A 23,668-nucleotide genomic window follows, 5' to 3' on the forward strand; every position below is an offset into this window, starting at 1 on the left:
GAGCATGGGCTCGGCTCTACAGGAGGGCCTGGCTGGCGCGTCAGTCCTCGACGCGCAGCACCGCGCCCGGCTTCAGCACGCTGCTGCCACTCAGGCCGTTCAGTGACAGCAGCGCCTTCACCGGCATGCCATAGCGACGGGCGATGGTCCATGCCGACTCGCCATCGCGCACGGTGTGGCGGCGGCTGCGCGGGCGATCGGCAATCGTGGCGACGGTCTTGGCCGCCTGCGGCGTCGGTGTGGTCGTGGCAGCCGGTGCGGTGCTGGCCACCAGCGTGGTCGCGGTTTCCGTCACCGTCGCATTGGTGGCCGAGACCGGGGCCAGCACCCGGGTGGTTCCCGAGGCACGGTTGCCCGCGGCCAGGGCCGGGTTGAGGCGGGCGATCCTGGCAGGGTCCAGGGCGCGTTGTGCGGCCCACTGCTGGATGCTGGTGCCGGCCGGCAGGGTGTGGTCCTTCAGCACCGGCACGGTGCGGTCCAGCGAGGCCATCACGCCGGGCTGGTCTTCCACGTCCTCCAGCACGCAGGCCAGGGCATGCAGCTTCTCGACATAGGCATGGGTGACCGGTGACAGGCCGGGCAGCGCCGATGGCTTGGCGTTCTGCGCGTTCATGCCGGCCTTGCGCATGGACTGCAGGACCCGGTACTCGCCGGCGTTGTAGGCCATGGTGGCCAGGCGCCAGTCGCCGCCGAACATGCCGTGCAGGGTCTTCAGGTAACGTACCGCGGCCTGGGTGGAATCGACCGCCGACAGGCGGCCGTCGTAGCCGTTGGACATGGGCACCCGATGGTTGCGCGCGGTGGTGGCGATGAACTGCCACAGGCCCGTCGGACCGCTGCCATTGCGTGCATTGGGCCGATAGCCACTTTCCACGAACGGAATCAGTGCGAATTCGGTGGGCAGGTTGGCCTTGCGCAGCTCTTCGACCACGTAGCCGAACAGCACCAGCGCATCGTCGTCCTGGTTGGCCAGGCGTGAGGGAGCATGGGCGAACTGCTTCTGCCAGCGCGGGCTGGTGGCCTCGGCATCGCAGCTGGGCTCGGCCAGGCCGTCGCGGAAGCTTGTGAAGATCTCCTGGCCGTTGCGTACCGAAGCGGCCGGCAGCGCCGATGGATCCAGCGGCAGCGCAGCGGCAGCGGTCAGGTTCTGGCTGATGCCTGCGCCCAGCGACTGTGCGCCTGCGGTTCCTGCCAGCCCCAGCGCAAGACCCAGGGCCAGCGGCAGACTTCGGCGCATCATGCGCGGAAGCCGTCTTTCCAGTGCCGGAGACCGGCCATCACGTCGACGTCGTCCACGACGTCACGGCCCAGGTGCGCCGCCACCGACGCACGGATCGGCGCCGCGTGCACACGCAGGAAGGGATTGCAGTCGAATTCGCTGGCCAGGGTTACCGGCAGGGTGGAACGGTCATCGCGGCGCATGGCCAAAGCCTCCTCTTGGCGCTGCCACAGGGCAGCGTTGGCGGGGTCGACATGCCGCGCGAAGACGGCATTTGACACGGTGTACTCATGAGCGCAACAAAGCAGCAGTTGCGCGGGCAGGGCACCCAGCTTGCGCATCGACGCCAGCAGCTGGGACGGCGTACCTTCGAACAGGCGTCCACAGCCCAGGCTGAACAACGAATCTCCGCTGAAAAGATGTTCAGCAGTGTGAAACGCGATGTGGCTGCGGGTATGCCCGGGCACGGATAGTACGTGGAACGTCCGGCCCAGTGCCTGAACGCGTTCACCTTCGCCGACGCGGTGGGTCGCAGTGGGAATGCGCTCCTCGACCGGCGCGATCACCCGGACGCCGGGAAAACGCGCCTGCAGCGCGGGCACGCCACCGATGTGGTCATCGTGATGATGGGTGAGCAGGATCGTGTCCACGCGCAGGCCCTGATCGGCCACCGCAAGCACCGGCGCGGCATCGCCGGGATCGATGACCACGGCGGCGCCATCGTCGTCGATCAACGTCCAGATGTAGTTGTCCGCAAATGCGGGCAGGGCAGTCAGTCGCATAGAATTGGACCATGCCCGCGCTGCAGAGCACCCGTCAAGCGAGCCAGACCCCGTGGTTCGACAGTGAACCGGCGGAATCCCTGCGCATGCTGGAGCGGCAATTACTGCTGCCGCAGCTGTCAGTGCTGCCGGCACAACCCTGGTTGTGGATCGCGCCAAGCGCGTGCTGGCTTGATGATGCGCAGCTCGGCGGGCGTGGCCTGCGCCTGTTCCGGCAGGGGCAGGGCTATGCCGGCGATACCCGCTGCGCATTGCCGCTGCCGCTGGCCAACGAGAGTGTCAACGCGATCGTGCTGCAGCATGTGACCACCGGCGATGCCGACCAGCTGCTGGATGAGTGCGAGCGCGTGCTGATGCCGGGCGGCCACCTGTGGCTGAGCAGCCTCAACCCGTTCAGCCCCTACCGTACACATTGGCGCCAGCACGGACTGGTGGTGCGCACGCCGCAGCGGATTCGCCTGCTGCTCGGCCGCCACGGGCTGGAGTGCGACGATATGCGTTACATCGGCCCCCTCTGGCGCGGTGCCGGCAGCCGTCGCCCGGGCGGGTGGGCGCCACTGCGCGCGGCCTGCCTGTTCCATGCTGAAAAGCGCACGCTGGCCCTGCCCGGGCCGACACCGCTGCCGGTGCGCTGGCACGGCACCGTAGCCACCTGATTCTGGAGTTGTATTGAAAAGCATCGAAATCCACACCGACGGTTCCTGCCTTGGCAATCCCGGCCCCGGCGGCTGGGCTGCACTGCTGCGCTACAAGGGCCATGAGCGTGAACTGAGCGGCGGCGAAGCGCACACCACCAACAACCGGATGGAGCTGATGGCCGCCATTTCCGGGTTGGAGACGCTGACCGAGCCGTGCAACATCGTGCTCTACACCGATTCGCAGTACGTGCGGCAGGGGCTGACCCAGTGGATGCCGGGCTGGATCCGCAAGAACTGGAAGACCGCCGGCGGTGAGCCGGTGAAGAACCGCGAGCTGTGGGAGCGCCTGCATGCGGCCACGCTGCGGCACCAGATCGACTGGCGCTGGGTGAAGGGCCACTCCGGCGATCCGGACAATGAGCGGGTGGATACCCTGGCCCGCAACGCGGCCATCCAGATCCGCGACGCCAGCCCGGTAAACTGAGCCCATGCGTCAGATCATCCTCGATACCGAAACCACCGGCCTGGAGTGGAAGAAGGGCAACCGCATCGTCGAAATCGGCTGCGTGGAGCTGTTCAAGCGCCGCCCGACCGGCAACAACTACCACCAGTACATCAAGCCGGACTGCGAGTTCGAACAGGGCGCGCAGGAAGTCACCGGCCTGACCCTGGAGTTTCTGGCTGACAAGCCGGACTTCGCGCAGATCGCCGATGAATTCCTTGCCTTCATCGATGGCGCCGAGCTGATCATCCACAACGCGGCGTTCGACCTGGGCTTCCTCGACAACGAACTGTCGTTGCTGGGCCCGCAGTACGGGAAGATCACCGATCGCTGCACGGTGATCGATACCCTGGTGATGGCGCGCGAGCGCTTCCCGGGCCAGCGCAATTCGCTGGATGCGCTGTGCAAGCGGCTGGGCGTGGACAATTCGCACCGTGCGCTGCATGGCGGCCTGCTCGATGCGCAGATCCTAGGTGACGTCTACATCGCGCTGACCTCGGGGCAGGAAGAGATCGGATTCGGCCTGGGGGATGACGATGGCGGTGGCGCCGGTGCGGCGCTGCAGGCCTTCGATACCAGCAAGCTGCTGCCGCGCCCGCGCGTAGTGGCCACGCGGTCGGAGCTGGAAGCGCATGCCGCGCGGCTGGAGCGGTTGCGCAAGAAGGCCGGCCACGCGCTGTGGGATGGCCCGAAGGTGGAAGAACCCGTCAGCGCGTAATACATCGAGGTAGTGCCGGCCGCTGGCCGGCATCTACGTGATACGGGGTTTCCCGGTGAGCCGGCCAGCGGCCGGCATTACCGCATCTACGCGTGGCGTGGATCTACCGGTCAATGGCAGCGCACCAGGATCACGCTGATGTTGTCGCGGCCACCGCCGTCGAGTGCGGCTGCGACCAGCGTGTCCACGCATTCCTGCGCGCTGGCATCTTCGTAGGCGAGGGTGCGGGCGATACTGCGGTCGTCCACCTCCTCGGTCAGGCCGTCACTGCACAGCAGCAGCTGCATTCCCGGGCGCAGTTCACCGCTGGTGGTGGCCACGTTCAGGTGTGCCGGATCGGTCACGCCCAGCGCCTGGGTAACCACGTTGCGATGCGGATGCGCACGCGCCTGTTCGGCGGTCAGGTTTCCCTGCGCGACCAGTTCCTGCACCACGCTGTGGTCCTGGCTGAGCTGTGCCAGCTGTCCATCGCGCCACAGGTAGGCGCGGCTGTCGCCGACCCAGGCCACTTCATAGCGGTTGCCCTGCACGCGCGCGGCGACCACGGTGGTGCCCATCGGCAGGCTGTCATTGCGACGGCGTGAGGTGCGGATGATCTCTTCGTCGGCGGTGCGGATGGCCTGGGCCAATGGCGCGCCACGGCGTATCTCGCGCACGATGGTTTCGCGTGCCAGCGCGCTGGCCACTTCACCGCAGGCGTGCCCGCCCATGCCATCGGCCACCAGCCACAGGGCCAGCTCGCTGTCACCGTAGTAGGTGTCCTCGTTGAGCTCGCGGCGCATGCCGGGGTGGGTGAGGTGTCCGAATTCGATCATGGGGGCTGGGGCAGGGTGTTGCTGGGGAGACAGGCATCATCGGGTGGCCGCACGCATCCGGCAAGGCATGCGCCCAGGAAATTTTCACTTCATGGGCCGGAATGACTTGTCGTCGGCCTCACTTCCTCGTATGATGCGCGTCCCCGGTCCGCCGGGGACCACCCGGAGAGGTGGCAGAGTGGTTGAATGTACCTGACTCGAAATCAGGCAGGCGTTTATAGCGCCTCGGGGGTTCGAATCCCCCCCTCTCCGCCAGATACTTGAACTAAGCCCTTGAATTTCAAGGGCTTTTTTCATTTGTGGCCTGGCTGGTATGCCATCTGGTATGCCATCGGGGGCTGGCTGCTGCTGGATCCATCTGGACGGGGCGCGTCTGCAATTGGCACAGATGGTGTGCCTTGCTGAAAGGGACGTTTGCATGCCATAGATCGCTATACGGAGCAGCTCACGTCGCTGTGTGCCTTGCGATAGGCTTCGCTGGCCATTCAAATGAATGGCAGTAGCTAGACGATGCTGACAAAATTAGCTGATGTTTTGGTACTGTATACCGCAGTACATATGCAGCCGCCCTGGGGGGCTATGGCCACGTCCAAGACTGCCACACTGACACTTCGGATCGATCCAGACTTGAAGGAGGCTCTTCGAGTTGCGGCTGAGCATGAGCATCGATCGATTGCGAACATGATCGAAGTTCTTATACGCAGCCACTGCGAGCGACATGGCATTGATGTAGAGCGCTCGGTCGGAAAACCAAACAGCAACGGAGTGCGTTCATGATCAAGACTGTCAAGCAGGCCTGCAGGTTCAATCCCGTCATCCGTGACTATCGTATGGCTCAGGGCATCGAGAACCTCGCAGACCTCATCAATGACGCTGGCGATGGCAGCGAGTTCTTCTCGCGTAACTTCGTCACCCACGGCATGGATCAGCTCTTCCGCGAAGCTCTGCTGCGACTGTCCGGCAAGTCCGACCAGGCCGTCTTCGAGCTGACCCAAGCGATGGGTGGCGGTAAAACGCACATGATGATCGCGCTGGGCTTGCTCGCCCGCCATTCGCATCTGCGCAAGGATGTTCTGCCTGCGGATCTGGCCTCGCGCATCGAGTTTGGCCAAGCGCGTATTGCTGCGTTCAACGGTCGCAACAACCCCGACAACTTCATCTGGGGCGAGATCGCCACCCAACTTGGAGCTGCAGAAGCCATCAAGCCCTATTGGGCGAACGGCCCCAAGGCCGTCGATCAGCGTCAGTGGAAAGAAATCATCGGCGACAAGCCGACGCTGATCTTGCTCGATGAACTGCCGCCCTATCTGGACAACGCCAGCACTCAGGTGTTTGGCCAAGGCACGCTTGCCAACATGGCGGTTTACAGCCTCTCCAGCCTGATGAGTGCTGCGCTAGAACTGCCTAATTGCGCCATCGTGGTTGCAAACCTCTCGGGCAGTTACAAGGCTCAGACAAAGGCCTTGGCTGATGCCATCTCCAACCTGCAGCAGGAAACCCGCCGCCAGGCGATGACCATCACGCCTGTGCAACTGGCGGGCAACGAAATCTACGAGATCCTGAAGAAGCGTCTCATCGACGAACTGCCGGACGAACGCGTCATCTCCGACATTGCGGAGGAGTACGCGCAGCAGATCAAGAAGGCCGAGGATGGCGGCTATATAGTCGCCAGCAGCATCGAGCAAATCGCCGAGCAGGTCAGGGAAACCTATCCCTTCCACCCGTCCTTCAAGCACCTTGTCGCGCTGTTCAAAGAGAACGAAGGCTTCCGCCAGACCCGTGGCCTGATGCAGTTCACCGCACGCTTGCTCAAGAGTGTGAGTGAGCGCGAAGCCGACGATGTCTTCCTGATCGGCACACAGCATCTGAACTTGAACGACGAGCAGGTCAAGGACGAGATCGAGCGTATTGCGCCCAAGCTGATGCCGGCTGTGACGCGCGATATCGCAGATGCGGGCAACGCCATCGCCGAGCATATCGACATCGAACTGGCAGACGATGCCGCGCAGCAGGTCATGACCTTGCTGCTGTCATCCAGCCTGTCGCGTGCTGTCGGTGGCCGTATCGGTCTCTCCGAAAGCGAGTTGATCGAGTTCCTGGCTGCGCCGCAACGCAAGCCCGACGAGTTCCTGCAGGCATTGCAGCGCCTGCGCGAATCGGCGTGGTACCTCCACCGTGAAGAGCAACGCTTCTTCATCAAGGAAACCGAGAATCTCTCGCGCCAGATCGAGCGCAACGCCAAGGAAGTTCCGCAAACCAAGGTCGATCAGGCGCTCATCAATCGCCTTTCGGGCATCCTTGCCCCGGTCAGCAAAATCGCCTATCAGGCCGTGCAGGTACTGCCCCGGCTGGATGAACTCAAGCTCGGTGGCCCGCGCACGCTGATCGTTATCAAGCCGGATGGCAAGGTGCCGCCGAGCGAATTGCAAAACTTCTTCGATTACCAGCAGGAGAAGAATAACCTGCTGGTGCTGAGCGGCCAGGACAGCCTGTTAGCCGACGCAGTTGAGGAGCGGTTGCGCGAGTTGTATGCCATCGAGCAAATCCACAAACGCCTAAAGCCCGGTGACACTCTGTTTGATGAGGCCCGCGACCGCTTCGAGGAATCCGAGGATCGCTTCAGCAAGGCCCTGTCGGCAGCCTACAACCGGATTTATTTCCCAGCCAACGACCCGGTGGATGGGCGTGACGTCTTGGCTGGAGTCACTATTGATCAGGGCCTCAAGCTTGGCCAGGGCGATCAGTCCGCTGAGGCGCAGATCGAAAAACTGCTGGCTAGCCCGCGCGCCGACTACAAACTCGTAGCCGAGCTAGGCAAGGACAACTTCGACGAATGCTTCGCGCAGGCCGAGGAGTACCTGTGGCCGTCCGGCAAGGACAACCGCCGCACCCCTTGGAAGGATGTCACCACCCGCGCCAAGTGCTCGCCGATCTGGCCGTGGATGCCGGGTTCCAGCGGCCTCGACACGCTCAAGACCGAAGCCCTGAAGCAAGGCCGCTGGCGTTTGGGTGAGGATGGCTACATCGAGAAGGGCCCGTTCCCCAAGGACAAGGCAACCGTCAACGTCTCGGTCATCAACGTCAAGCCAGACACCGGCGAAACGATTCTGAGCCTCACGCCTCGCCACGCGGGCGACAGCCCCATCGTCTATTGGTCGAGCAAGCCCGACGTTTCCGACAAGGACAACAAAGTCGAAGACCTGGATAACTTCGCCACCGGCGAGGGCACGGTCTACTTCATGGTGAAGGAGCCCACCGGGCGCTACGAAAGCGGCCCCGCCACTCGCTGGCTGGCCGATCTCAAGATTCGTCATCAGATCGAGCCTGCGGCGGACAAGCGCCGCGTCACCCTGGCAGCTACACCGCACGCCGACATCTTCTATACCCTGGACGGCTCCAATCCCAAAGACGGCACCCGCTACGACGCGCCGTTCGAGATCGGTTCCGCAAGTGCCCGCCTGCTGGTGTTTGCCCGCGCGGGCGAGGCCAACAAGACAGCGGACTTCCAGATCCCGGCCAGCGGCGACAAAACCGTGCAGATCGTCGACAGCAAGCCTGCACGCCTACAAAGCAAGCGCGTTGCGCTTGACTCCACCGACCGTGTCTTCAGCGTCATCAACCGCTTTCGCGACCAGCCGGGCACGCGCTTCAAAGGCGTGCGCGTCGAAATCGGTGAGGGCGAGAACACCGTAACCGTGCGCTTCCAAGAGCGCGAAGTCACCGCCGCCATCATCGAAGGCGTGGTCAACAGCCTGCGCGATGTGCTCAAGGAGCCCGACGCCCCGCTCAACATTGCCATTGCCGACGGCATCGCCTTCGATACCGGCTTTGCACTCAAAGAGTTCGCCAAGCTCGCCGGTATAGAGCTGAAGCCGGGCGACATCAATCAGGAGGAATGAGGATGTCCAAAGTTGCAGGTAACACACCATTGCCCAAGGCACGTGCGCAAGTGCTGCACACGCTGGGTTTTGGCGTGCCTGCGACTTCTGATCCTCATCACTTCAAGGTCGTTATTCCCAAGGCCAGCACGGGCAAAGTTCAGATCAGCGAACACCTTGGCTTGCAGTCTGCAAGCAACGACAACGCAGTGATCGACCGCGTTCTACTGGATCGGCCGCGCTGGTCCGCCATCCGCGCCGAAGTTCAACGAGCCTTCAACGCTCGTCTGGCCGCGCACGGCATCAAGCCTGGTACGTGGAAGGTCGGCGACAACCCGGTGGATCGCCTGCTCGGCAAGGAATTGTGCGTACTGGCCTGGGCCGTCGAGCAGATGGAGATGGAGAAGATTCAAGTCGCTGTGCGCAACTGGTTGGCGCTGCGCCCGGAGGAACGTTGGTGGCTGTTTGGCATGACGGCCATGAGCACCGGCGGGGTGATGGATGGGGGCAAGGGCTGGCGCGCAGCGCTCAAACACGCCTTGGGCGATGTGGCGCAGAGCGAACTGCTTGCACCGCGTGCGCGACGTGTCAAGTCGGAACAAGACGCTGTCCAGATCTCCTTGGGCCTGTTCGGGGAAGACGCGCCATGAACGCCGTGCCCGTGCCCCAGCAGCCGAAGATTTATCACATTGCCCATGTGGATCGTCTGCCGTCCATCGTGGCGACGGGCGGGCTTTTGTCGGATGCGCTGGTTCAAGCGCAGGCGCTGGGCGGAACGATGGTGGGCATGAACCACATCAAACAGCGCCGACTGACCGAGCTTCAACTTGCCAGCCACCCCGGCTTGTTCGTCGGTGCCTGCGTGCCGTTTTACTTCTGTCCGCGCTCCGTGATGCTGTATTTGATCCACCGGCGCAATGCAGAACTGGCCTATAAAGGTGGTCAGGAACCCATCATCCACTTGCAAGCGGATTTGGGCGCAGTTGTGGCCTGGGCCAACGCGCAACCCGCTCGCTGGGCGTTCACGCTATCAAACGCCGGATCGTATTTTTTTGAAGACCGCAATGACTTGGCGCGTCTTGGTGAAATCAACTGGGCGGCGGTGCAGGCGAACAACTGGAGTGGCGGCCTGAAAGAAGGCAAACAAGCCGAGTTCCTGTTGGAGCAACATTTTCCGTGGCACCTGATCGAACGCATCGGCGTGCAGTCGGCCACGGTCTATCGACAAGTCGTCAACGCCCTTCCGGCGCACGGACACCGGCCTCCGGTCGAAGTGCGCCCGGACTGGTATTACTGAATGAGAGGAGCACAGCCATGATCGAGTACACCTCGGGCGACATCCTCCAGTGTGAGGCCGACGCACTGGTCAACACCGTCAATTGCGTCGGCGTGATGGGGCGTGGCATCGCCTTGCAGTTCAAGAATGTCTACCCCGAAAACTTCAAGGCTTACGAGGCCGCCTGCAAACGCGAAGCCGTGCACACTGGTCGCATGTTCGTTTTTGAGACGGGGCAGCTCACATTGCCGCGCTTCATCATCAACTTCCCGACCAAACGCCACTGGCGCGGCAAGAGCCGTATTGAAGACATCGATGCGGGCCTTGTCGATCTGGTCAATGTCATACGCGACAAGGGCATTCACTCCATCGCCATTCCGCCCCTGGGCGCAGGCCTGGGCGGGCTGGACTGGAACGAGGTGCGACCACGCATTGAGCGCGCCCTGGCAGAGCTTGCCGAAGTACGCGTGCTGGTGTTTGAGCCCAAGGGAGCCCCTGCCAACGACAAGATGGCACACGTGCGCGAGGTACCCAAGATGACGGCGGGTCGCGCCGCCTTGGTGGAACTGATGCAGCGCTATCTTGGCGGCCTACTTGACCCCTTTGTCAACCTGCTGGAAGTCCACAAGCTGATGTACTTCATGCAGGAAGCAGGCGAGCCGCTGCGTCTCCAGTACGTCAAGCATCACTACGGCCCTTACGCCGAGAACCTTCGGCATGTGCTGAAGGCGGTGGAAGGCCATTTGATCGCGGGTTATGCCGACGGCGGCGATGCGCCGGACAAGCCGCTCACGCTGGTGCCCGGTGCGGTGGAAGACGCCAAGGATTACCTGGATCAGCACGACATCAGCCGCGCCCGTTTCGAGCGCGTCACCAAGCTGGTCGAGGGCTTCGAATCACCTTACGGGCTAGAACTCCTCGCCACAGTGCATTGGGTGATGAGCCGCGAGGGTGCCACACAGCACGAAAGCGTGGAACGTCAGGTCTACAGCTGGAACGTACGCAAGCAGCAGTTCACCCCGCGCCAGCTTGCCATTGCCGAAGAGCGGCTGCGCTCCCACGGCTGGCTATCACCTGACGTGGCTTCGGCCCATTAAGGATTCATCAGGGAATGCAAAAAACAACAATCACTCTCACGCCCTTGGCCCTGAAAGATGCGCCCGCGCTAATCGAGTCGGTTTTTCCCGCCCAGAAGGTGTCGTTCGAGGCACAAAAGGAGCGGAAGGCAAATCTTGGCCAAACCCTGACCGGGCTGGGCTCCTACTGGAAGGGTCGCAAGCCACTGATCTTGGTGCGAGCCATCGTGCTTGGCACTCTGCTACCGCCCACTGACGACGCGGAAGCCGATCTCGCCATCTTCGAAAAGCTTATGGCCTTCGACGATGAAGGATTGGCCCGGCGGGCATTGGCTGCCAACGCGTTCTCGGTGTCCAAGCTCCAGGAGATGATCCCCATCTCGGACCCGGAGCGCTACTTTGGCGGACGTGGTTGGCGACGCGACATCACCGATGACGACAAGCTGGTGCTGTACCGCCAGGCGCTGGCCACCCTGTCAGGTTACGAAGAAAAGGCCAGCATCAGCAAACGCCCCGAAGAACTGGATCAAGACTGGCTCTTCGCCCCGGTGTGGGCAGAGGTCAACCGTCACTATGCTCATCTCGGTTTGAGCGTGCAGTCCTTGCCCGAGCTGGTGGAACAGCTGGGCGTATTGCGCTACGGCCACCGCGCCCGCGTGGGCGACACTTTTAGCGGCGGCGGCTCCATCCCTTTTGAGGCTGCGCGCATCGGCTGCGACGTGTATGCCTCCGACCTCAATCCCATCGCATGCATGCTGACTTGGGGCGCATTGAACATCATTGGTTCAAGCCCGGAGCGACGCGAAGAAATCGAGAAGTCACAGGAACGTGTTGCCAAGTCGGTGGATGCGGAGATTACGAAGCTGGGCATCGAGCACGACAAGCAAGGCAATCGAGCCAAGTCATATCTTTATTGCGTAGAAGCCCGTTGCCCGGAGACGGGATGGATGGTTCCTCTGTCTCCCTCGTGGGTGATCTCTAAGGGCCGGAACATCATCGCTCGCCTGAAGCCGGATCACGGCAACAAGCGATTCGACATCGAGATTGTCAGTGGCGTTTCGGACAAGGAAGCAGCGGCTGCTGATCAGGGTACGGTACAAGACGGCGACATGGTCTATACGCTGGACGGAAAGACCTATCGCACGCCCATCAAGACGCTGCGCGGCGACTATCGGAATGCCGATGGCAGCACGGGCAACCGCCTACGCCGTTGGGAGAAGAACGATTTCAAGCCTCGCCCTGATGATGTGTTTCAGGAACGGCTCTACGCCATTCACTGGATCGCCAAGGACTCGCTCACCAAGTCCCGGCAGGAGACTTGGTTTGCCGCCCCGACCGACGCCGATTGGGAATGTGAGCGCCGCGTGGAAACGCTCGTCGCCGAAAAGCTGAGCCAGTGGCAGGATGAAGGACTGGTTCCGGATATGGCCATCGAACACGGGGACGAAACGACGCGTCTATTCCGTGAACGCGGCTGGACGCACTGGCACCATTTGTTCAACGCCCGCCAGCTTCTTCTGATCTCGCGCTACTTCCAGCATCGCACGCCGGAAGACTACGTCTTCAACGCCAAGTCGCTGGATTGGAACTCCCGGATCGCCAACTGGATGAACCATTGGGAGAAGACCAACAACGTCTTCTACAACCAAGCGTTGAACACGTTCTACAACTACGGCATCCGTTGCTTTTTCAGCCACGAAGCAGGCCGGTCGTTCGGCTTTGCCAACAGTCCGCTTCCAGAGACTCGCCGGTCGATCAAGTGCCGTGATGCAGCCAAGCTTGAAGACGACGCCGATATCTGGATCACCGATCCACCCTATGCGGATGCGGTGAATTACCACGAGATCACCGAATACTTCATTGCCTGGTTGCGCAAGAACCCACCCAAACCCTTCGATGACTGGGTGTGGGATTCGCGCCGCGCACTGGCGATCAAGGGGTCACACGACGAGTTTCGACGTGGCATGGCTGCCGCCTACAAAGCAATGGCCGATCACATGCCTGACAACGGCATGCAGTGCGTGATGTTTACCCATCAGGACAGCGCCGTCTGGGGCGACCTGATCGGCATCTTCTGGGCTGCGGGCCTACAAGTTGTGGCGGCGTGGTACATCGCAACGGAAACCAATGCAGCCATCAAGAAGGGAAGCTTTGTCCAAGGCACCGTCATCCTGATGCTCAAGAAGCGAGCGGCTGGCGAGCGAACTGGCTTCAAACAGCGCCTGCTACCCGCTGTGCGGCAGGAAGTGGCGCGCCAGATCGAAACCATGATGCACTTGAACGACACCGTGGCCGCCCATCACGGTGAGCCGGTGTGGGGCGACTCCGATTTGCAGATGGCCGGTTATGCGGCAGCGCTCAAGGTGCTGACCGCCTACACACGCATCGGCGACGAGGACGTCACCACCTTTGCCCTGCGCCCGCGCGCACGGGGTGAAGTGACCGTGGTGGACGAAATCGTCCAGCAGGCAGCGGAAACCGCATCCAGCCTGCTCGTTCCAGAGGGCCTCACCGCCGACGCGTGGGGGCGCCTCACTGGCATCGAACGCTTTGTACTGCGGATGATGGACATGGAAACCGCAGGCACGTCCAAGCTGGACAACTATCAGAACTTCGCCAAGGCGTTCCGCGTGACGGACTACAGCCGCGTGATGGGCGACATGCGCCCCAACAACGCACGCCTCAAGCGCGTCAGCGAATACGCTTCGCGCGATCTGACAGATGCCGCCGAGATCGGCGTGACGCGGCTGGGTCAGCTCATCATCGCATTGCAACAGCTGCTCAAGGACACGGAGGCGCAAGTTATCGTCGAACAACTGCGATCCGAGATGGCGGACTTCCTGGAGGCCCGATCCCTGCTTGTGGACATGCTGGGCTTCATCGAGCGCAAAGCGCCCGAATCTGAGGTGCGCTCTGCCGCCGAGGTGTTGGGTGCGCGTTTGAAGAACATGCGCTTCGGCGATTGAGGGAAATTACATGCAGGCGGATTTTCTCGATGCACATGAACGCCATTGGGATGATGCGGAACGCTTGTTTCAGTCGCAGCGCTGGGCCAATGCCGATCATCTGTACGGCATGGCGGCGGAGTGTGGAATGAAGCGGCTGATGCTGGCGTTTGGAATGCAATACGATGCAATCAAGGATCGACCTGCCAGCCAACAGGACCGGGTGCATGCGGATGGCACTTGGGCGCGTTTCGAGAGCTATCGCAGCGGCCATGCGCAAGGGACGAGCTATGCGCTGTCGCCCGGTAATCCATTTGCAGACTGGGGCGTTTCCGATCGCTATGCCCATCAGTCCAACTTCGATCAAGCGCGAGCGCAGGGGCATCAAGCCGGCGCTCAGACAGTACGCAGCCTGATTACCAAGGCGCAATACGAGGGCTTGCTATGACCACCTTCGATCAGATTCTGCCGATCACCACTGGGGTGCTGGCGGCTCATCGCGACACACTGTCGCGGCTGGAATGGTTGATCATCAATCGCGACCTTAACGGGCGAGTGCGCTTTATTGCACCAGAGCAAGTCCGCGAGGACCAGGGCCTGCGTGCGACTATCGAGGCTGTTTACCAAGCACTGGCCGAGCGCCTGGCGCCGCACGCTTATCAGCCGGCGATGGGCATTTTGTATGAAGCCAATCTAGAGCAGGCTAGGCAGGGCGCATCCAGCTATGACGTGAACGGATTCGAGAACGTGTGGGTGGTGGACCGACTGGCCACCGAGGCCAACTGGGCGCGTATCGCGCCGGAAACGCAAGGTGCTCCGCGCATTGTGTTCTTTTCCATCAAGGGCGGCGTTGGCCGCTCTACGGCGCTGGCTGCCACGGCGTGGCAACTGGCGCAGGCTGGCAAGCGGGTGCTGGTGTTGGACCTTGACCTGGAGTCGCCCGGACTGTCCTCCGCGTTATTGCCGGTGGAACGGCAGCCGATGTACGGCATCACCGACTGGCTAGTTGAAGACATGGTGGGCAACGGCGATGTCGTTCTCGACAGCATGGTTGCTACCAGCAATCTCTCTCATGACGGTGAAATCCATGTTGTTCCTGCTCATGGTGCGAAACACGGTGAATACATCGCAAAGTTGGGCCGCGTCTGGATGCCCAAATTGCACGCTGATGGAAGGCGCGAGGCGTGGTCGGCTCGGCTTGAGCGCTTGTTGCATACGCTGGAGGCGCGTATCCAGCCGGATGTGCTGCTGATCGACTCGCGCTCCGGCATCGACGAAATCGCCTCTGCTTGCATCACTGATATGGGTGCAAATCTGATTCTGCTGTTTGCGCTCGAAGGTGAGCAGACTTGGAACGGTTATCGAATGCTGTTCGAGCAATGGCAGCGTGCCCAGGTGGCCGAAGAAATCCGTGAGCGCCTGAAGGTTGTAGGCGCCATCGTGCCTGAGCTGGATCGGGTGACTTATCTGGAGGGCTTGCGCGAGAGCGCATATGGCATTTTTGCCGACAGCCTCTACGACGAGATTGCGCCGGCCAATCCAGCCGCCATCGGGCCGAGCGCGAGCGGTGACGGGAAGTGGCGGGTTGAGGAGCTGGTAGAAGGCTGGAACTTTGACGAGGCGGATGAAGGCGCGCCCCACTACCCGTGGGCAGTGAACTGGCACCGCAGTTTTGCCGGTCTGCGCTCATTGCAGGGTCGGCTCGCCAGCATTGATGCGCAGGAGGTGCAGACCGTTTTCGGCCCGCTGATCGGCGGTGTGCGCGACGCCATTGAATCAAGGAGTTTGTCATGACGTCAGCTCAGCAGTTGCGCGAAGCCATTCTGGCCGCGCCCCTGGAAACCAGCAATTTCGCGGAAACCCCGCAAGCCGGAACCTTGTATCTACCCCCTTCGCACCTCAAGGCATTGAGGTTGGATGCGCACGTTGTTGTAGGGGGGCGAGGCGTGGGCAAATCATTCTGGACGGCAGCCCTGCAATCGAACCCGCTTCTCCAGCAACTGGGCACTGCGGTCACTGAGTTGCAGGGCATTGAAGTTTTCGTCGGCTTCAGCAATGCCGAGGCCATTGACGACTATCCGAATGCCGACGTTTTTGCCGCTTTTCTTGACCAGGATGGCGACCCCTATGATTTGTGGCGCGCCGTGATTGTGCGCAGGGTTGCGCAAAAGGCCGGCGAGCAGATTCCGCTTACCAGCTGGCAAGCAACGGTCAATTGGTTGAAGCAACAGCCGGAAGACGCGGCGCGATTGATGCAACGTCCACGTAACTGGAAAGGCTTGGTGCTCTTTGATGCGCTGGATCGCACCAGCACCGACTGGCGGCGCATGGACGGCATCGTGCGCGGTCTACTGCGGGCAACGCTTTGGCTGAAGGCCTTTGCCGGTCTGTACGCCAAGGTGTTCTTGCGTGAGGACCAGGCCGAGCGCACCGTGTTCAATTTCCCGGATGCCTCCAAGCTCACCGCCACCAAGGCTGAACTGACTTGGGCCAGACATGACCTGCATGGCCTGCTCTGGCAACGTCTGATCAATGCGCCCGATCCAAGTGGCGTGTGTCTGCGCGATGTTTGTCCGCACGAACAGCAAAATGGCGTGTGGCGTGTCGCGCAGCCGATGAAATCGGAGTCAGAGGCGCAAAAGCAGGCATTTGCAACCCTGGCCGGGCCGTGGATGGGGCGTGACCGGCGTCGGGGTGTGCCCTACACATGGTCGGTGGGTCATTTGGCCGATGGGCGCGGCCAGACCTCGCCACGCTCCTTCCTCGCAGCCATTAGGCGCGCGGCGGAAGATTCCAGCGAGCGCTATCCGCAGCATGACCATGCCTTGCACTTTGAGAGCATCAAGCGCGGCATTCAGAAGGCATCGGAAATCCGTGTGCAGGAAATGGCCGAAGACTACCCGTGGGTGCCTGAGGTCCTCGCCGCTCTGAGCGGTATGAACGTGCCAATTGATTTCGATGTGGTATTAGCTAAGTGGCAAGAGGCGTTTCCTGACGGCGCACAAGGCATTAGCACTACCCAGCTGCCCGCACAGCACGTTGATCGTGGCTGGAGCGGTGTACGTGAGGATCTGCAGCGCCTGGGATTGTTGGAAGTCAGAAAGGATGGTCGCATCGACATGCCCGACCTGTACCGCGTCGGTTTCGGCTTGGGTCGCCGCGGCGGCGTGAAACCCAAGAATTAACACTTATGAGCATTCGGCGTTTCTCTTCGCGTACCCATCGGCTGGATGCTAGCTTCCTGATGCAGCATCTGGCCGGTGCCAAAAGCTACAAGCGCATCGCTGGTTACTTCACCAGTTCTTTGTTCGAGGTAGCAGGGGAAGCACTGGAGCACATTCCTGAGGTCAAGATCGTCTGCAACGTGGATATCCACCCGGACGATCTGAAAGTGGCGCAACTGCGCGAGAGCAAGATGCTCGGCCGCTGGAACGAGCGCGCCCTGGAGGCCGAGGCACTGCTGAACCGCGAACGCTATCGGCGGCTGGACGCCTTCCTCGCCAAGCATGGGCAGGCGGTGCGCATAGCACCGGACGATATCTGCGGTTTTGTGCATGGCAAGGCAGGTGTGATTACCCTGGCTGATAGCCGTAGGCTGGGGTTCCTCGGGTCGATGAATGAGACTCGAAACGGCTGGCAGCGCCACTACGAAATCCTGTGGGAGGACGAATCGCCAGAGGGCGTGGCGTGGATCGAGGAAGAATTCGACTTCCTCTGGAACGCCGCCAAGTCCCTCCCGCAGGCCGTGATTCGCGAGGTACATCGGCGTGGCTACCGGCGTGAGATCGAGTTTATCGAGATCGATGATGACGAGAGTCTTGCTCCTGCAGCCCTGATCGAATCACCGCTGTACCGAGAAGGTCAACAACTCCAGCCGTGGCAGCAGGGCTTTCTGACCGAGTGCCTACGCCACCAGCGTCTGTACGGCACGGTGCGCTTGCTGTTGGCAGACGAAGTAGGCCTGGGTAAGACGCTGTCGCTCGCTACCGCCGCGTTGACGCTTTGCTTGTTGTCCGACAAGGACAATGGGCCGCGTCGTCCGGTCGTGATCTTTGCACCTGCCACGCTGACCGAACAATGGCAGACCGAAATGCTGGACAAGCTGGGCATCCCGACCGCCCGCTGGGATACCGTTGGCAAAGTCTGGCTGGATGCTGACGAACGAGTGCTGTCGCCTGCCGGGCGCGAGCAAATTGCTCATTGCCCGTTGCGCATCGGCATTGTCTCCACCGGCTTGATGATGCGCGACTCGCTGGAAAAGCAGTACCTGCTGGGTATGCGCTTCGGCGTAGTGATTCTCGACGAAGCGCACAAAGCCAGAACCCGCCAGGGCTTCGGAAAGGAAGCTGGAACACCAAATGAGCTGCTGGCCTTCATGCGCGAGATCGCCGCCCGGGCAGATCACGTGCTGCTGGGAACGGCCACGCCGATACAGACCAACCCTGCTGATCTATGGGACTTGCTTGGCATCCTGCATCAAGGCCCAGGCCGTTTCGTGCTCGGCCACGACCTGGCGACGTGGCACCGACCCGACGAAGTGCTTGACATTCTCGCGGGCCGCGTGGAGGTCGAATCGCTCACCCATGCGTGGGAACTGTTGCGCTCGCCGCTTCCGCGCACGGAATCAACCAGTGAGCCTCGCGCTCGTCGCTTGTTCTCAGCTATCCGGCAAGACTTGGGTTTGCAGAACGGCGAGTGGCAAACCAACCGTTCGCTGGCAGATCTGACGGAGGAAACACGGGAGATTCTGGAAGAGGAGTTGGAGCGCCGTATATCAGGTGCAACGCTTTTTCAGCGCGAAAACCCGCTGGTACGCCATGTCGTTCTTCGCAAACGCCAGCAGCTTGAAGACGCTGGGCTACTGGCTCGCGTCGGCGTGGACGTGCATCCGGAACGAGGGCAAATATCGGAGCAGCGCGCTTTCGATGCCTTGTTCGAGGGCAAAGCACTGCGCACGTCCGAAGACTTCAGGCAGGCGTACGGCGAAGCACGTGCGTTCGGCAAGGCACTGGCCAAACGCGGTAAAGGCAGCGGTTTCATGAAGAACATGATGGAGCAGCGCATCTGCTCCAGCGTACACGCGGGCTTAGCGTCGGCCCAGCGCTTGCTACAAGGCGATGCCGAGCATGAGGAAGACGAAGAATTGGAAGTTGATCTCACAGTCGAGACAGGTGAGGAGCGCGAGGTTCTTCAACGTCTGATTACCCGACTCGAGCGGTTAGAAGCCGATCCGAAGATGGAGGCCGTCGTCCACTTCCTCGACAAGGAGAAATGGCTGGAATTGGGCGTCATCATCTTCAGTCAGTATTACGACACAGCGAAGTGGTTGGCGGACTTGCTGGCGTCGCGTTACCCGGAAGAAGCTGTCGGCCTTTATGCGGGTGCGGGCCGGAGCCGTCTGTACCAACGTGGTGACAGCGTTAGTGTCGAGCGTGAAACCCTGAAGCGGATGGTCGCCGAGCACCAGATTCGCATCATGGTGGCTACCGATGCCGCCTGCGAAGGCTTGAACCTGCAAACGTTGGGAACGCTAATTAACGTCGATCTGCCGTGGAACCCAACGCGCCTCGAACAGCGGATTGGCCGCATCAAACGCTTCGGACAGCGGCGTGAAACCGTTGACATGCTGAACCTCGTGTTCGAGCAGACCGTGGACGAAAAGATTTACGAGCGCCTTTCCGAGCGCATGAAGAACCGCTACGACCTCTTCGGGTCGCTGCCAGACACCATCAAGGATGAGTGGATCGAGGACATCGAAACGCTGGGTGAGCAGCTGGATGACTACATCAACGCGCAGAAAACCGCGACGGGCTTTGATCTACGCTACACCGGCACGATGATGCCACCGGACAAGGATTGGCGTGAGTTCACGGAGGTTCTATCAAGACGCGATCTGGCTACTCTGATGAGTACAGCTTGGAGTTAGCTTTTTAGGGATGTTAGTTTCTGATTTTTTCACTTTGATTAGGAAAATCATCATTCTATTAAATTTCAAACACATATTACCCAGTTGATGCCGGTGGTTGCTGGCTTCGCGTGTCGATGCTCCGCAATGAAGCATCTTCCTTGGGTATGGCTGTATGAAAGAAAGATCCGATTGTCTGTACTGTGTTTTGGTTGTCGCAGCCTCCATCATCGCTGCGGTTGCTCGGTGTGCTCTGTCTTCGGGCAGTGAAGACATCGAACCCTTTAATTGATACTGCATTGGCATACGCACAAGGCCCGGCATCGTCCGGGCCTTGTGCGTTTGTGTCGTAAGAAGCGAGGAAAATACGATGCATCTGATTGAAACAATGGCCTATGCGGGCGCTAAGCCATGGCATGGTCTGGGCAATAAGCTTGAACAGCACCAGCCCATTGAGGTCTGGAAGCGTCAGGCAGGCATGGATTGGCAGATCGAGGACTCCGAGGTCCGTTTCATCACGGGTAGCAATGCCATCGGTGCCATCCACTCCTTCCCGGAGCAGAAGGTGCTTTATCGCTCCGATACCAGGAAGCCGCTGGCTGTCGTCTCCAAGCGGTTCAAGGTTGTCCAGCCGGGAGAGATCCTGGAGTTCTACCGTGATCTGACGCAGCACAGTGGCTTTGAACTGGAGACGGCGGGGGTGCTCAAGGGTGGCAAGAAGTTCTGGGCCATGGCTCGGACGGGCCAGAGCACTTCGCTCAAGGGACGTGACCGGGTGGATGGCTATCTTTTGCTTGCTACTGCCTGTGACGGTACGTTGGCCACCACGGCGCAGTTCACCTCGGTGCGGGTGGTGTGCAACAACACCCTGCAGATCGCTCTGGGAGACAGCAGCGGAGCCATCAAGGTCCCGCATCGTAGTCAGTTCGACCCGGATGCTGTGAAGCGCCAGTTGGGGATCACCGTCTCGACCTGGGACAGCTTCGTGGCTCGCATGAAAGCCCTCTGCGACCATCCAGTTAACCCCGATACGGTCGATGGTCTGTTGCGACGGGTGCTTACCTACCAAGGCCAGGGCAGCGCCGCTGAGGTCGTCAACGAACAGGCGCTGGCCAGTGTCCGTGCCCTGTATGAGGGCGGCGGTCGAGGCGCGTTGTTGCCTTCCAGCCGTGCAACGGCCTGGGGTGTACTCAACAGCGTCACGGAGTACGTTGACCACCACCGACGAGCTCGTAGCGATGATCACCGCCGTGATGCGGCATGGTTCGGTGCTGGAGCTCAGCTCAAGCAGCGCGCGTGGGATGAAGTGATGAAGTTGGTGGCCTGATGGAAGCGCAGGCCTATCACTTGACCACATCAGGGGCCGGATCCAAAGAGGAAGACAGCAGGATCCGGGTACGTGAGGACAGGACGATTGCGAGGGCGCTGCAGATCCTGCAGAAACGGGCATCGTTGCCAGGGGAAGTGCTGGGAGGAGCAACCCAGAGCGCATTGTTCTTCCGGCTACGTCTGGGGGGTGAAGACCGCGAGCATTTTGAGGTCGCCTTTCTCAACACGCAGTTCCAGCTCATCGCAGTTGAGCGGCTTTTCTCAGGGACGATTGATGGAGCCGAGGTCCATCCTCGGATCGTGGTTCAGAGGGCACTTGCACACAATGCATCGGCGGTACTCATGGCTCACAACCATCCAAGCGGTAGCTTGCAGCCATCTGCATCAGATCGGGCAGTCACGGCGCGGCTGAAGGCTGCCTTGGACACCGTGGACGTGAGGCTGTTGGACCATTTCGTTGTCACCAGCCATGAGGTGGTCTCGATGGCCTCTCAAGGCATGGTCTGACAGAGCTGCAGCGATCAGTGCTGTCGCTTCGCCCATCCATCTTGCCCACATCGATAGCTTGAAATGAAAGACCTGACCAAGGCCGCCCATCAAGGCGGCCTTTTCTATTCCGGAGATTGCCAATGAGCAAGCACACCGCGTTGCGTTTGGTTGATACGCGTTCACTGGATCGCCAGCAGTGGCTGGAGGTCCGCAATGGCGGCATCGGTAGTTCGGATGCTGCCACCGCCGTCGGGTTGAACCCCTACAAGAGCCAGCTGGAGCTGTGGCAGGAGAAGACGGGCCGAAAGCCAATGGAAGAGATCCCCCCTGGACAAGAGGATCCCCGCTACTGGGGAACCCTGCTCGAACCCATGGTGGCCACGGCCTACCAGGAGCGCACGGGGAACCGGGTACGCCGGGTCAACGCCGTTCTGCAGCATCCGACCTTCCCGCACATGCTGGCCAACCTCGATCGAGAGGTAATTGGTTCCCCGGCGGTCCAAATTCTTGAGTGCAAGACAGCTGGGGAGTTCGGCTCTCGGCTGTGGAAAGACGGGGTGCCCGAGTATGTACAGCTCCAGGTTCAGCACCAGCTAGCTGTGACGGGCAAGCAGGCCGCTGAGGTGGCTGTTCTGTTGTGCGGTCAGGCTCTGCAGATCCACCGCATCGAGCGAGACGAAGAAATCATCAGTCGATTGGTGGTGCTGGAAGCCCGTTTCTGGGAGCACGTCATCAATGACATCGAGCCTCCAGCCGATGGCTCGGAATCAGCGGCTCGGGCGCTTCGGAGCCTGTATCCGGGCAAAGACACGGTTGTCGACTTCAGTCAGGACGAGGCGCTGGTCGAGACGTTCTCCAACCTGGTGTCTCTCAATGAGGCAGTAGCAGTGCAAGAACAGCAGGCAGAGCTGCTGAAACAAACGCTGCAGCAAGCCATGGGCGACGCATCCGTTGCCAGATTTGGCTCGCTGGGGGAGGTGATCTACCGCCGCAGCAAGGATGGCACGTCCCTGGACACCAAGCGGCTTGCAGCCGAGTACCCGGAGATCGCTGCAGCCTGCACGGTCGTCCGTCCGGGTTCGCGCCGTTTCCGGATCAACACCACGATCAAAGAGGTCAAATCATGCTGAAGGGACTGGCTATAACACCGCCCGTGATTGGGCGTATTTCCATTGGCCGGGTAGTGGAGCGCAATGGCAAGCGACTACCCGAAAAGGACGATCAGTTCACCCTTACCAGCCAGGTGCAGAACCGGGAGGGCTGGGTACTGCATCCACTGGATGAGGAGCTACGGAAGACATCGGAGGGTAACAAGCTGCGATCCATCCCGGTACGGCTGCTCTTCGACGACCCAACACTGAACCTGCGAGCGGACTACTCGCTGTTCAATCGAGAGAACGGAAGGCCGCTGTGCGTAGGCAACGGAGACACCTGTCGACGTGCTGGGCCAGAAGGCATGGAGACGCTGCCTTGCCCAGGGCCGGATGCGTGTCAGTTTGCCAATGGGGGCTGCAAAGCCTATGCCCGTTTAAACGTGGTCATTGGGGACGGGGAGGGGGATGCGATGGGCAGCTTTGTTCTGCGCACTACCTCCTACAACACCATCCGGACACTCGCAGCGCGACTGCACTACCTCAGTGCGGTGTCAGGTCGTCGGCTGTCTTGTCTGCCCCTAGAGCTGAAACTACGAGGTAAGTCCACCACGATGAGCTACCGATCAGCGATCTACTACGTCGATCTGGTGGTTCGGAGCGGGCTGACGCTCGAATCGGCGGTCGCAGAAGCGGTGGACCGACACGCCGCAAGAGCTGCGGCAGGGATCGACCAAGCTGCACTGGATGAGGCAGCGAGACAGGGCTTCGCAAATGGAGCCTTCGAGGATCTGGACGAAGACGTGCCGGCCGTGGTCGAGGAGTTCTATCCGTCAGGGCATGGCGAGGTTGCACAGGCTCCTGCGAAGGAAAGTCTCAAGGATAGGCTGGAAGCGCAAGCGTCCCGGTTGGCGTCGTAGGAGAGCAGCACCGGTTCGGACTCGTATCAGGTTCGGACGAGAGGCAGTTCAGGTCCTGAGCAGACAGAGGATGAAACGGACCGAT

At 61.1% G+C, this 23,668-nt stretch carries 20 protein-coding genes and 1 tRNA gene; 18 read left to right on the forward strand and 3 right to left on the reverse strand.

Features of this window, described 5'->3' with window-relative positions:
* Positions 1–40: 40 nt before the first annotated feature.
* The gene (locus tag N5C25_RS09520; RefSeq protein WP_058980316.1) at positions 41–1,240 is read right to left on the reverse strand and encodes a lytic transglycosylase domain-containing protein; all 1,200 of its coding nucleotides are present in this window, start codon (positions 1,238–1,240) and stop codon (positions 41–43) included.
* A complete protein-coding gene (gene gloB, locus N5C25_RS09525; RefSeq protein ID WP_021204521.1) occupies positions 1,237–2,001 on the reverse strand; it encodes a hydroxyacylglutathione hydrolase in 765 nt (254 codons plus the stop codon). The genes N5C25_RS09520 and gloB overlap by 4 nt, the downstream gene beginning before the upstream one ends.
* Before the next feature lie 11 nt (positions 2,002–2,012).
* Here gloB and N5C25_RS09530 point away from each other — a divergent pair, with 11 nt between their 5' ends.
* Genes N5C25_RS09530 through dnaQ form a run of 3 tightly spaced genes read left to right on the forward strand, consistent with a single transcriptional unit; the run spans position 2,013 to position 3,859 of the window.
* On the forward strand, positions 2,013–2,657 hold the full coding sequence (locus tag N5C25_RS09530) for a hypothetical protein (RefSeq protein WP_279936855.1): 645 nt from the start codon (positions 2,013–2,015) through the stop codon (positions 2,655–2,657).
* 13 nt (positions 2,658–2,670) lie between these two features.
* Complete coding sequence (rnhA, locus tag N5C25_RS09535) at positions 2,671–3,123, forward strand: ribonuclease HI (protein WP_279936856.1); 453 nt, start codon at positions 2,671–2,673, stop codon at positions 3,121–3,123.
* A gap of 4 nt (positions 3,124–3,127) precedes the next feature.
* Positions 3,128–3,859, forward strand: a complete 732-nt coding sequence (dnaQ, locus tag N5C25_RS09540) for a DNA polymerase III subunit epsilon (protein ID WP_279936857.1) — start codon at positions 3,128–3,130, stop codon at positions 3,857–3,859.
* A 110-nt stretch (positions 3,860–3,969) separates the two neighbouring features.
* Here the strand turns inward: dnaQ and N5C25_RS09545 are convergent, their stop codons facing one another.
* Entirely contained in the window at positions 3,970–4,674 is a 705-nt protein-coding gene (locus N5C25_RS09545; protein WP_019659519.1) for a PP2C family serine/threonine-protein phosphatase, read from the reverse strand.
* 164 nt (positions 4,675–4,838) lie between these two features.
* Here N5C25_RS09545 and N5C25_RS09550 point away from each other — a divergent pair.
* The 15 genes from N5C25_RS09550 to N5C25_RS09620 all read left to right on the forward strand — a co-directional run bounded on the left by N5C25_RS09550 (position 4,839) and on the right by N5C25_RS09620 (position 23,583).
* Positions 4,839–4,929: transfer RNA gene (locus N5C25_RS09550), tRNA-Ser, on the forward strand.
* A gap of 324 nt (positions 4,930–5,253) precedes the next feature.
* Complete coding sequence (locus N5C25_RS09555; protein ID WP_080375642.1) at positions 5,254–5,451, forward strand: ribbon-helix-helix protein, CopG family; 198 nt, start codon at positions 5,254–5,256, stop codon at positions 5,449–5,451.
* Positions 5,448–8,573 carry an anti-phage-associated DUF499 domain-containing protein gene (locus N5C25_RS09560; RefSeq protein ID WP_053462285.1) on the forward strand — a complete coding sequence of 1,042 codons (3,126 nt, stop codon included), beginning with the start codon at positions 5,448–5,450 and terminating at the stop codon, positions 8,571–8,573. Before N5C25_RS09555 ends, N5C25_RS09560 begins: the two co-directional genes overlap by 4 nt.
* A 2-nt stretch (positions 8,574–8,575) precedes the next feature.
* A complete protein-coding gene (locus tag N5C25_RS09565; RefSeq protein WP_279936858.1) occupies positions 8,576–9,202 on the forward strand; it encodes an anti-phage-associated DUF3780 domain-containing protein in 627 nt (208 codons plus the stop codon).
* Positions 9,199–9,849 (forward strand): DUF4433 domain-containing protein, encoded by a 651-nt coding sequence (locus N5C25_RS09570; protein WP_080375613.1) that lies wholly within the window; start codon positions 9,199–9,201, stop codon positions 9,847–9,849. Before N5C25_RS09565 ends, N5C25_RS09570 begins: the two co-directional genes overlap by 4 nt.
* A gap of 17 nt (positions 9,850–9,866) precedes the next feature.
* Complete coding sequence (locus N5C25_RS09575) at positions 9,867–10,925, forward strand: macro domain-containing protein (protein WP_279936859.1); 1,059 nt, start codon at positions 9,867–9,869, stop codon at positions 10,923–10,925.
* Between the two features lie 14 nt (positions 10,926–10,939).
* Complete coding sequence (locus tag N5C25_RS09580) at positions 10,940–13,870, forward strand: anti-phage-associated DUF1156 domain-containing protein (RefSeq protein ID WP_279936860.1); 2,931 nt, start codon at positions 10,940–10,942, stop codon at positions 13,868–13,870.
* A 10-nt stretch (positions 13,871–13,880) separates the two neighbouring features.
* Positions 13,881–14,297, forward strand: coding sequence for a hypothetical protein (locus tag N5C25_RS09585; protein ID WP_053462289.1), 417 nt, complete (start codon positions 13,881–13,883; stop codon positions 14,295–14,297).
* A complete protein-coding gene (locus N5C25_RS09590; protein ID WP_279936861.1) occupies positions 14,294–15,643 on the forward strand; it encodes an ArsA-related P-loop ATPase in 1,350 nt (449 codons plus the stop codon). The genes N5C25_RS09585 and N5C25_RS09590 overlap by 4 nt, the downstream gene beginning before the upstream one ends.
* Positions 15,640–17,034: a hypothetical protein gene (locus tag N5C25_RS09595; protein WP_279936862.1), complete on the forward strand. Its 1,395-nt coding sequence runs from the start codon at positions 15,640–15,642 to the stop codon at positions 17,032–17,034. The genes N5C25_RS09590 and N5C25_RS09595 overlap by 4 nt, the downstream gene beginning before the upstream one ends.
* 5 nt (positions 17,035–17,039) lie before the next feature.
* Positions 17,040–19,775, forward strand: coding sequence for a phospholipase D-like domain-containing anti-phage protein (locus tag N5C25_RS09600; protein WP_053462292.1), 2,736 nt, complete (start codon positions 17,040–17,042; stop codon positions 19,773–19,775).
* A 349-nt stretch (positions 19,776–20,124) separates the two neighbouring features.
* The gene (locus tag N5C25_RS09605; protein ID WP_279936863.1) at positions 20,125–21,081 is read left to right on the forward strand and encodes a DUF932 domain-containing protein; all 957 of its coding nucleotides are present in this window, start codon (positions 20,125–20,127) and stop codon (positions 21,079–21,081) included.
* Positions 21,081–21,590, forward strand: coding sequence for a JAB domain-containing protein (locus N5C25_RS09610; protein ID WP_241898718.1), 510 nt, complete (start codon positions 21,081–21,083; stop codon positions 21,588–21,590). Before N5C25_RS09605 ends, N5C25_RS09610 begins: the two co-directional genes overlap by 1 nt.
* 122 nt (positions 21,591–21,712) lie before the next feature.
* Positions 21,713–22,702 carry a lambda-exonuclease family protein gene (locus N5C25_RS09615; RefSeq protein ID WP_279936864.1) on the forward strand — a complete coding sequence of 330 codons (990 nt, stop codon included), beginning with the start codon at positions 21,713–21,715 and terminating at the stop codon, positions 22,700–22,702.
* The gene (locus N5C25_RS09620; protein ID WP_279936865.1) at positions 22,696–23,583 is read left to right on the forward strand and encodes a hydrolase or metal-binding protein; all 888 of its coding nucleotides are present in this window, start codon (positions 22,696–22,698) and stop codon (positions 23,581–23,583) included. The genes N5C25_RS09615 and N5C25_RS09620 overlap by 7 nt, the downstream gene beginning before the upstream one ends.
* Positions 23,584–23,668 lie beyond the last annotated feature (85 nt).

The sequence above is a fragment of the Stenotrophomonas sp. GD03958 genome (assembly GCF_029839005.1).
In the GTDB taxonomy this organism is placed as follows: Bacteria; Pseudomonadota; Gammaproteobacteria; order Xanthomonadales; family Xanthomonadaceae; genus Stenotrophomonas; species Stenotrophomonas hibiscicola.

What these genes read in the sequence shown, in the direction of transcription:
- N5C25_RS09520 (WP_058980316.1), bottom strand. Translation starts at nt 1,240, where the DNA reads ATGATGCGCCGAAGTCTGCCGCTGGCCCTGGGTCTTGCGCTGGGGCTG.
- gloB (WP_021204521.1), bottom strand. Translation starts at nt 2,001, where the DNA reads ATGCGACTGACTGCCCTGCCCGCATTTGCGGACAACTACATCTGGACG.
- N5C25_RS09530 (WP_279936855.1), top strand. Translation starts at nt 2,013, where the DNA reads ATGCCCGCGCTGCAGAGCACCCGTCAAGCGAGCCAGACCCCGTGGTTC.
- dnaQ (WP_279936857.1), top strand. Translation starts at nt 3,128, where the DNA reads ATGCGTCAGATCATCCTCGATACCGAAACCACCGGCCTGGAGTGGAAG.
- N5C25_RS09545 (WP_019659519.1), bottom strand. Translation starts at nt 4,674, where the DNA reads ATGATCGAATTCGGACACCTCACCCACCCCGGCATGCGCCGCGAGCTC.
- N5C25_RS09555 (WP_080375642.1), top strand. Translation starts at nt 5,254, where the DNA reads ATGGCCACGTCCAAGACTGCCACACTGACACTTCGGATCGATCCAGAC.
- N5C25_RS09560 (WP_053462285.1), top strand. Translation starts at nt 5,448, where the DNA reads ATGATCAAGACTGTCAAGCAGGCCTGCAGGTTCAATCCCGTCATCCGT.
- N5C25_RS09565 (WP_279936858.1), top strand. Translation starts at nt 8,576, where the DNA reads ATGTCCAAAGTTGCAGGTAACACACCATTGCCCAAGGCACGTGCGCAA.
- N5C25_RS09570 (WP_080375613.1), top strand. Translation starts at nt 9,199, where the DNA reads ATGAACGCCGTGCCCGTGCCCCAGCAGCCGAAGATTTATCACATTGCC.
- N5C25_RS09575 (WP_279936859.1), top strand. Translation starts at nt 9,867, where the DNA reads ATGATCGAGTACACCTCGGGCGACATCCTCCAGTGTGAGGCCGACGCA.
- N5C25_RS09580 (WP_279936860.1), top strand. Translation starts at nt 10,940, where the DNA reads ATGCAAAAAACAACAATCACTCTCACGCCCTTGGCCCTGAAAGATGCG.
- N5C25_RS09585 (WP_053462289.1), top strand. Translation starts at nt 13,881, where the DNA reads ATGCAGGCGGATTTTCTCGATGCACATGAACGCCATTGGGATGATGCG.
- N5C25_RS09590 (WP_279936861.1), top strand. Translation starts at nt 14,294, where the DNA reads ATGACCACCTTCGATCAGATTCTGCCGATCACCACTGGGGTGCTGGCG.
- N5C25_RS09595 (WP_279936862.1), top strand. Translation starts at nt 15,640, where the DNA reads ATGACGTCAGCTCAGCAGTTGCGCGAAGCCATTCTGGCCGCGCCCCTG.
- N5C25_RS09600 (WP_053462292.1), top strand. Translation starts at nt 17,040, where the DNA reads ATGAGCATTCGGCGTTTCTCTTCGCGTACCCATCGGCTGGATGCTAGC.
- N5C25_RS09605 (WP_279936863.1), top strand. Translation starts at nt 20,125, where the DNA reads ATGCATCTGATTGAAACAATGGCCTATGCGGGCGCTAAGCCATGGCAT.
- N5C25_RS09610 (WP_241898718.1), top strand. Translation starts at nt 21,081, where the DNA reads ATGGAAGCGCAGGCCTATCACTTGACCACATCAGGGGCCGGATCCAAA.
- N5C25_RS09615 (WP_279936864.1), top strand. Translation starts at nt 21,713, where the DNA reads ATGAGCAAGCACACCGCGTTGCGTTTGGTTGATACGCGTTCACTGGAT.
- N5C25_RS09620 (WP_279936865.1), top strand. Translation starts at nt 22,696, where the DNA reads ATGCTGAAGGGACTGGCTATAACACCGCCCGTGATTGGGCGTATTTCC.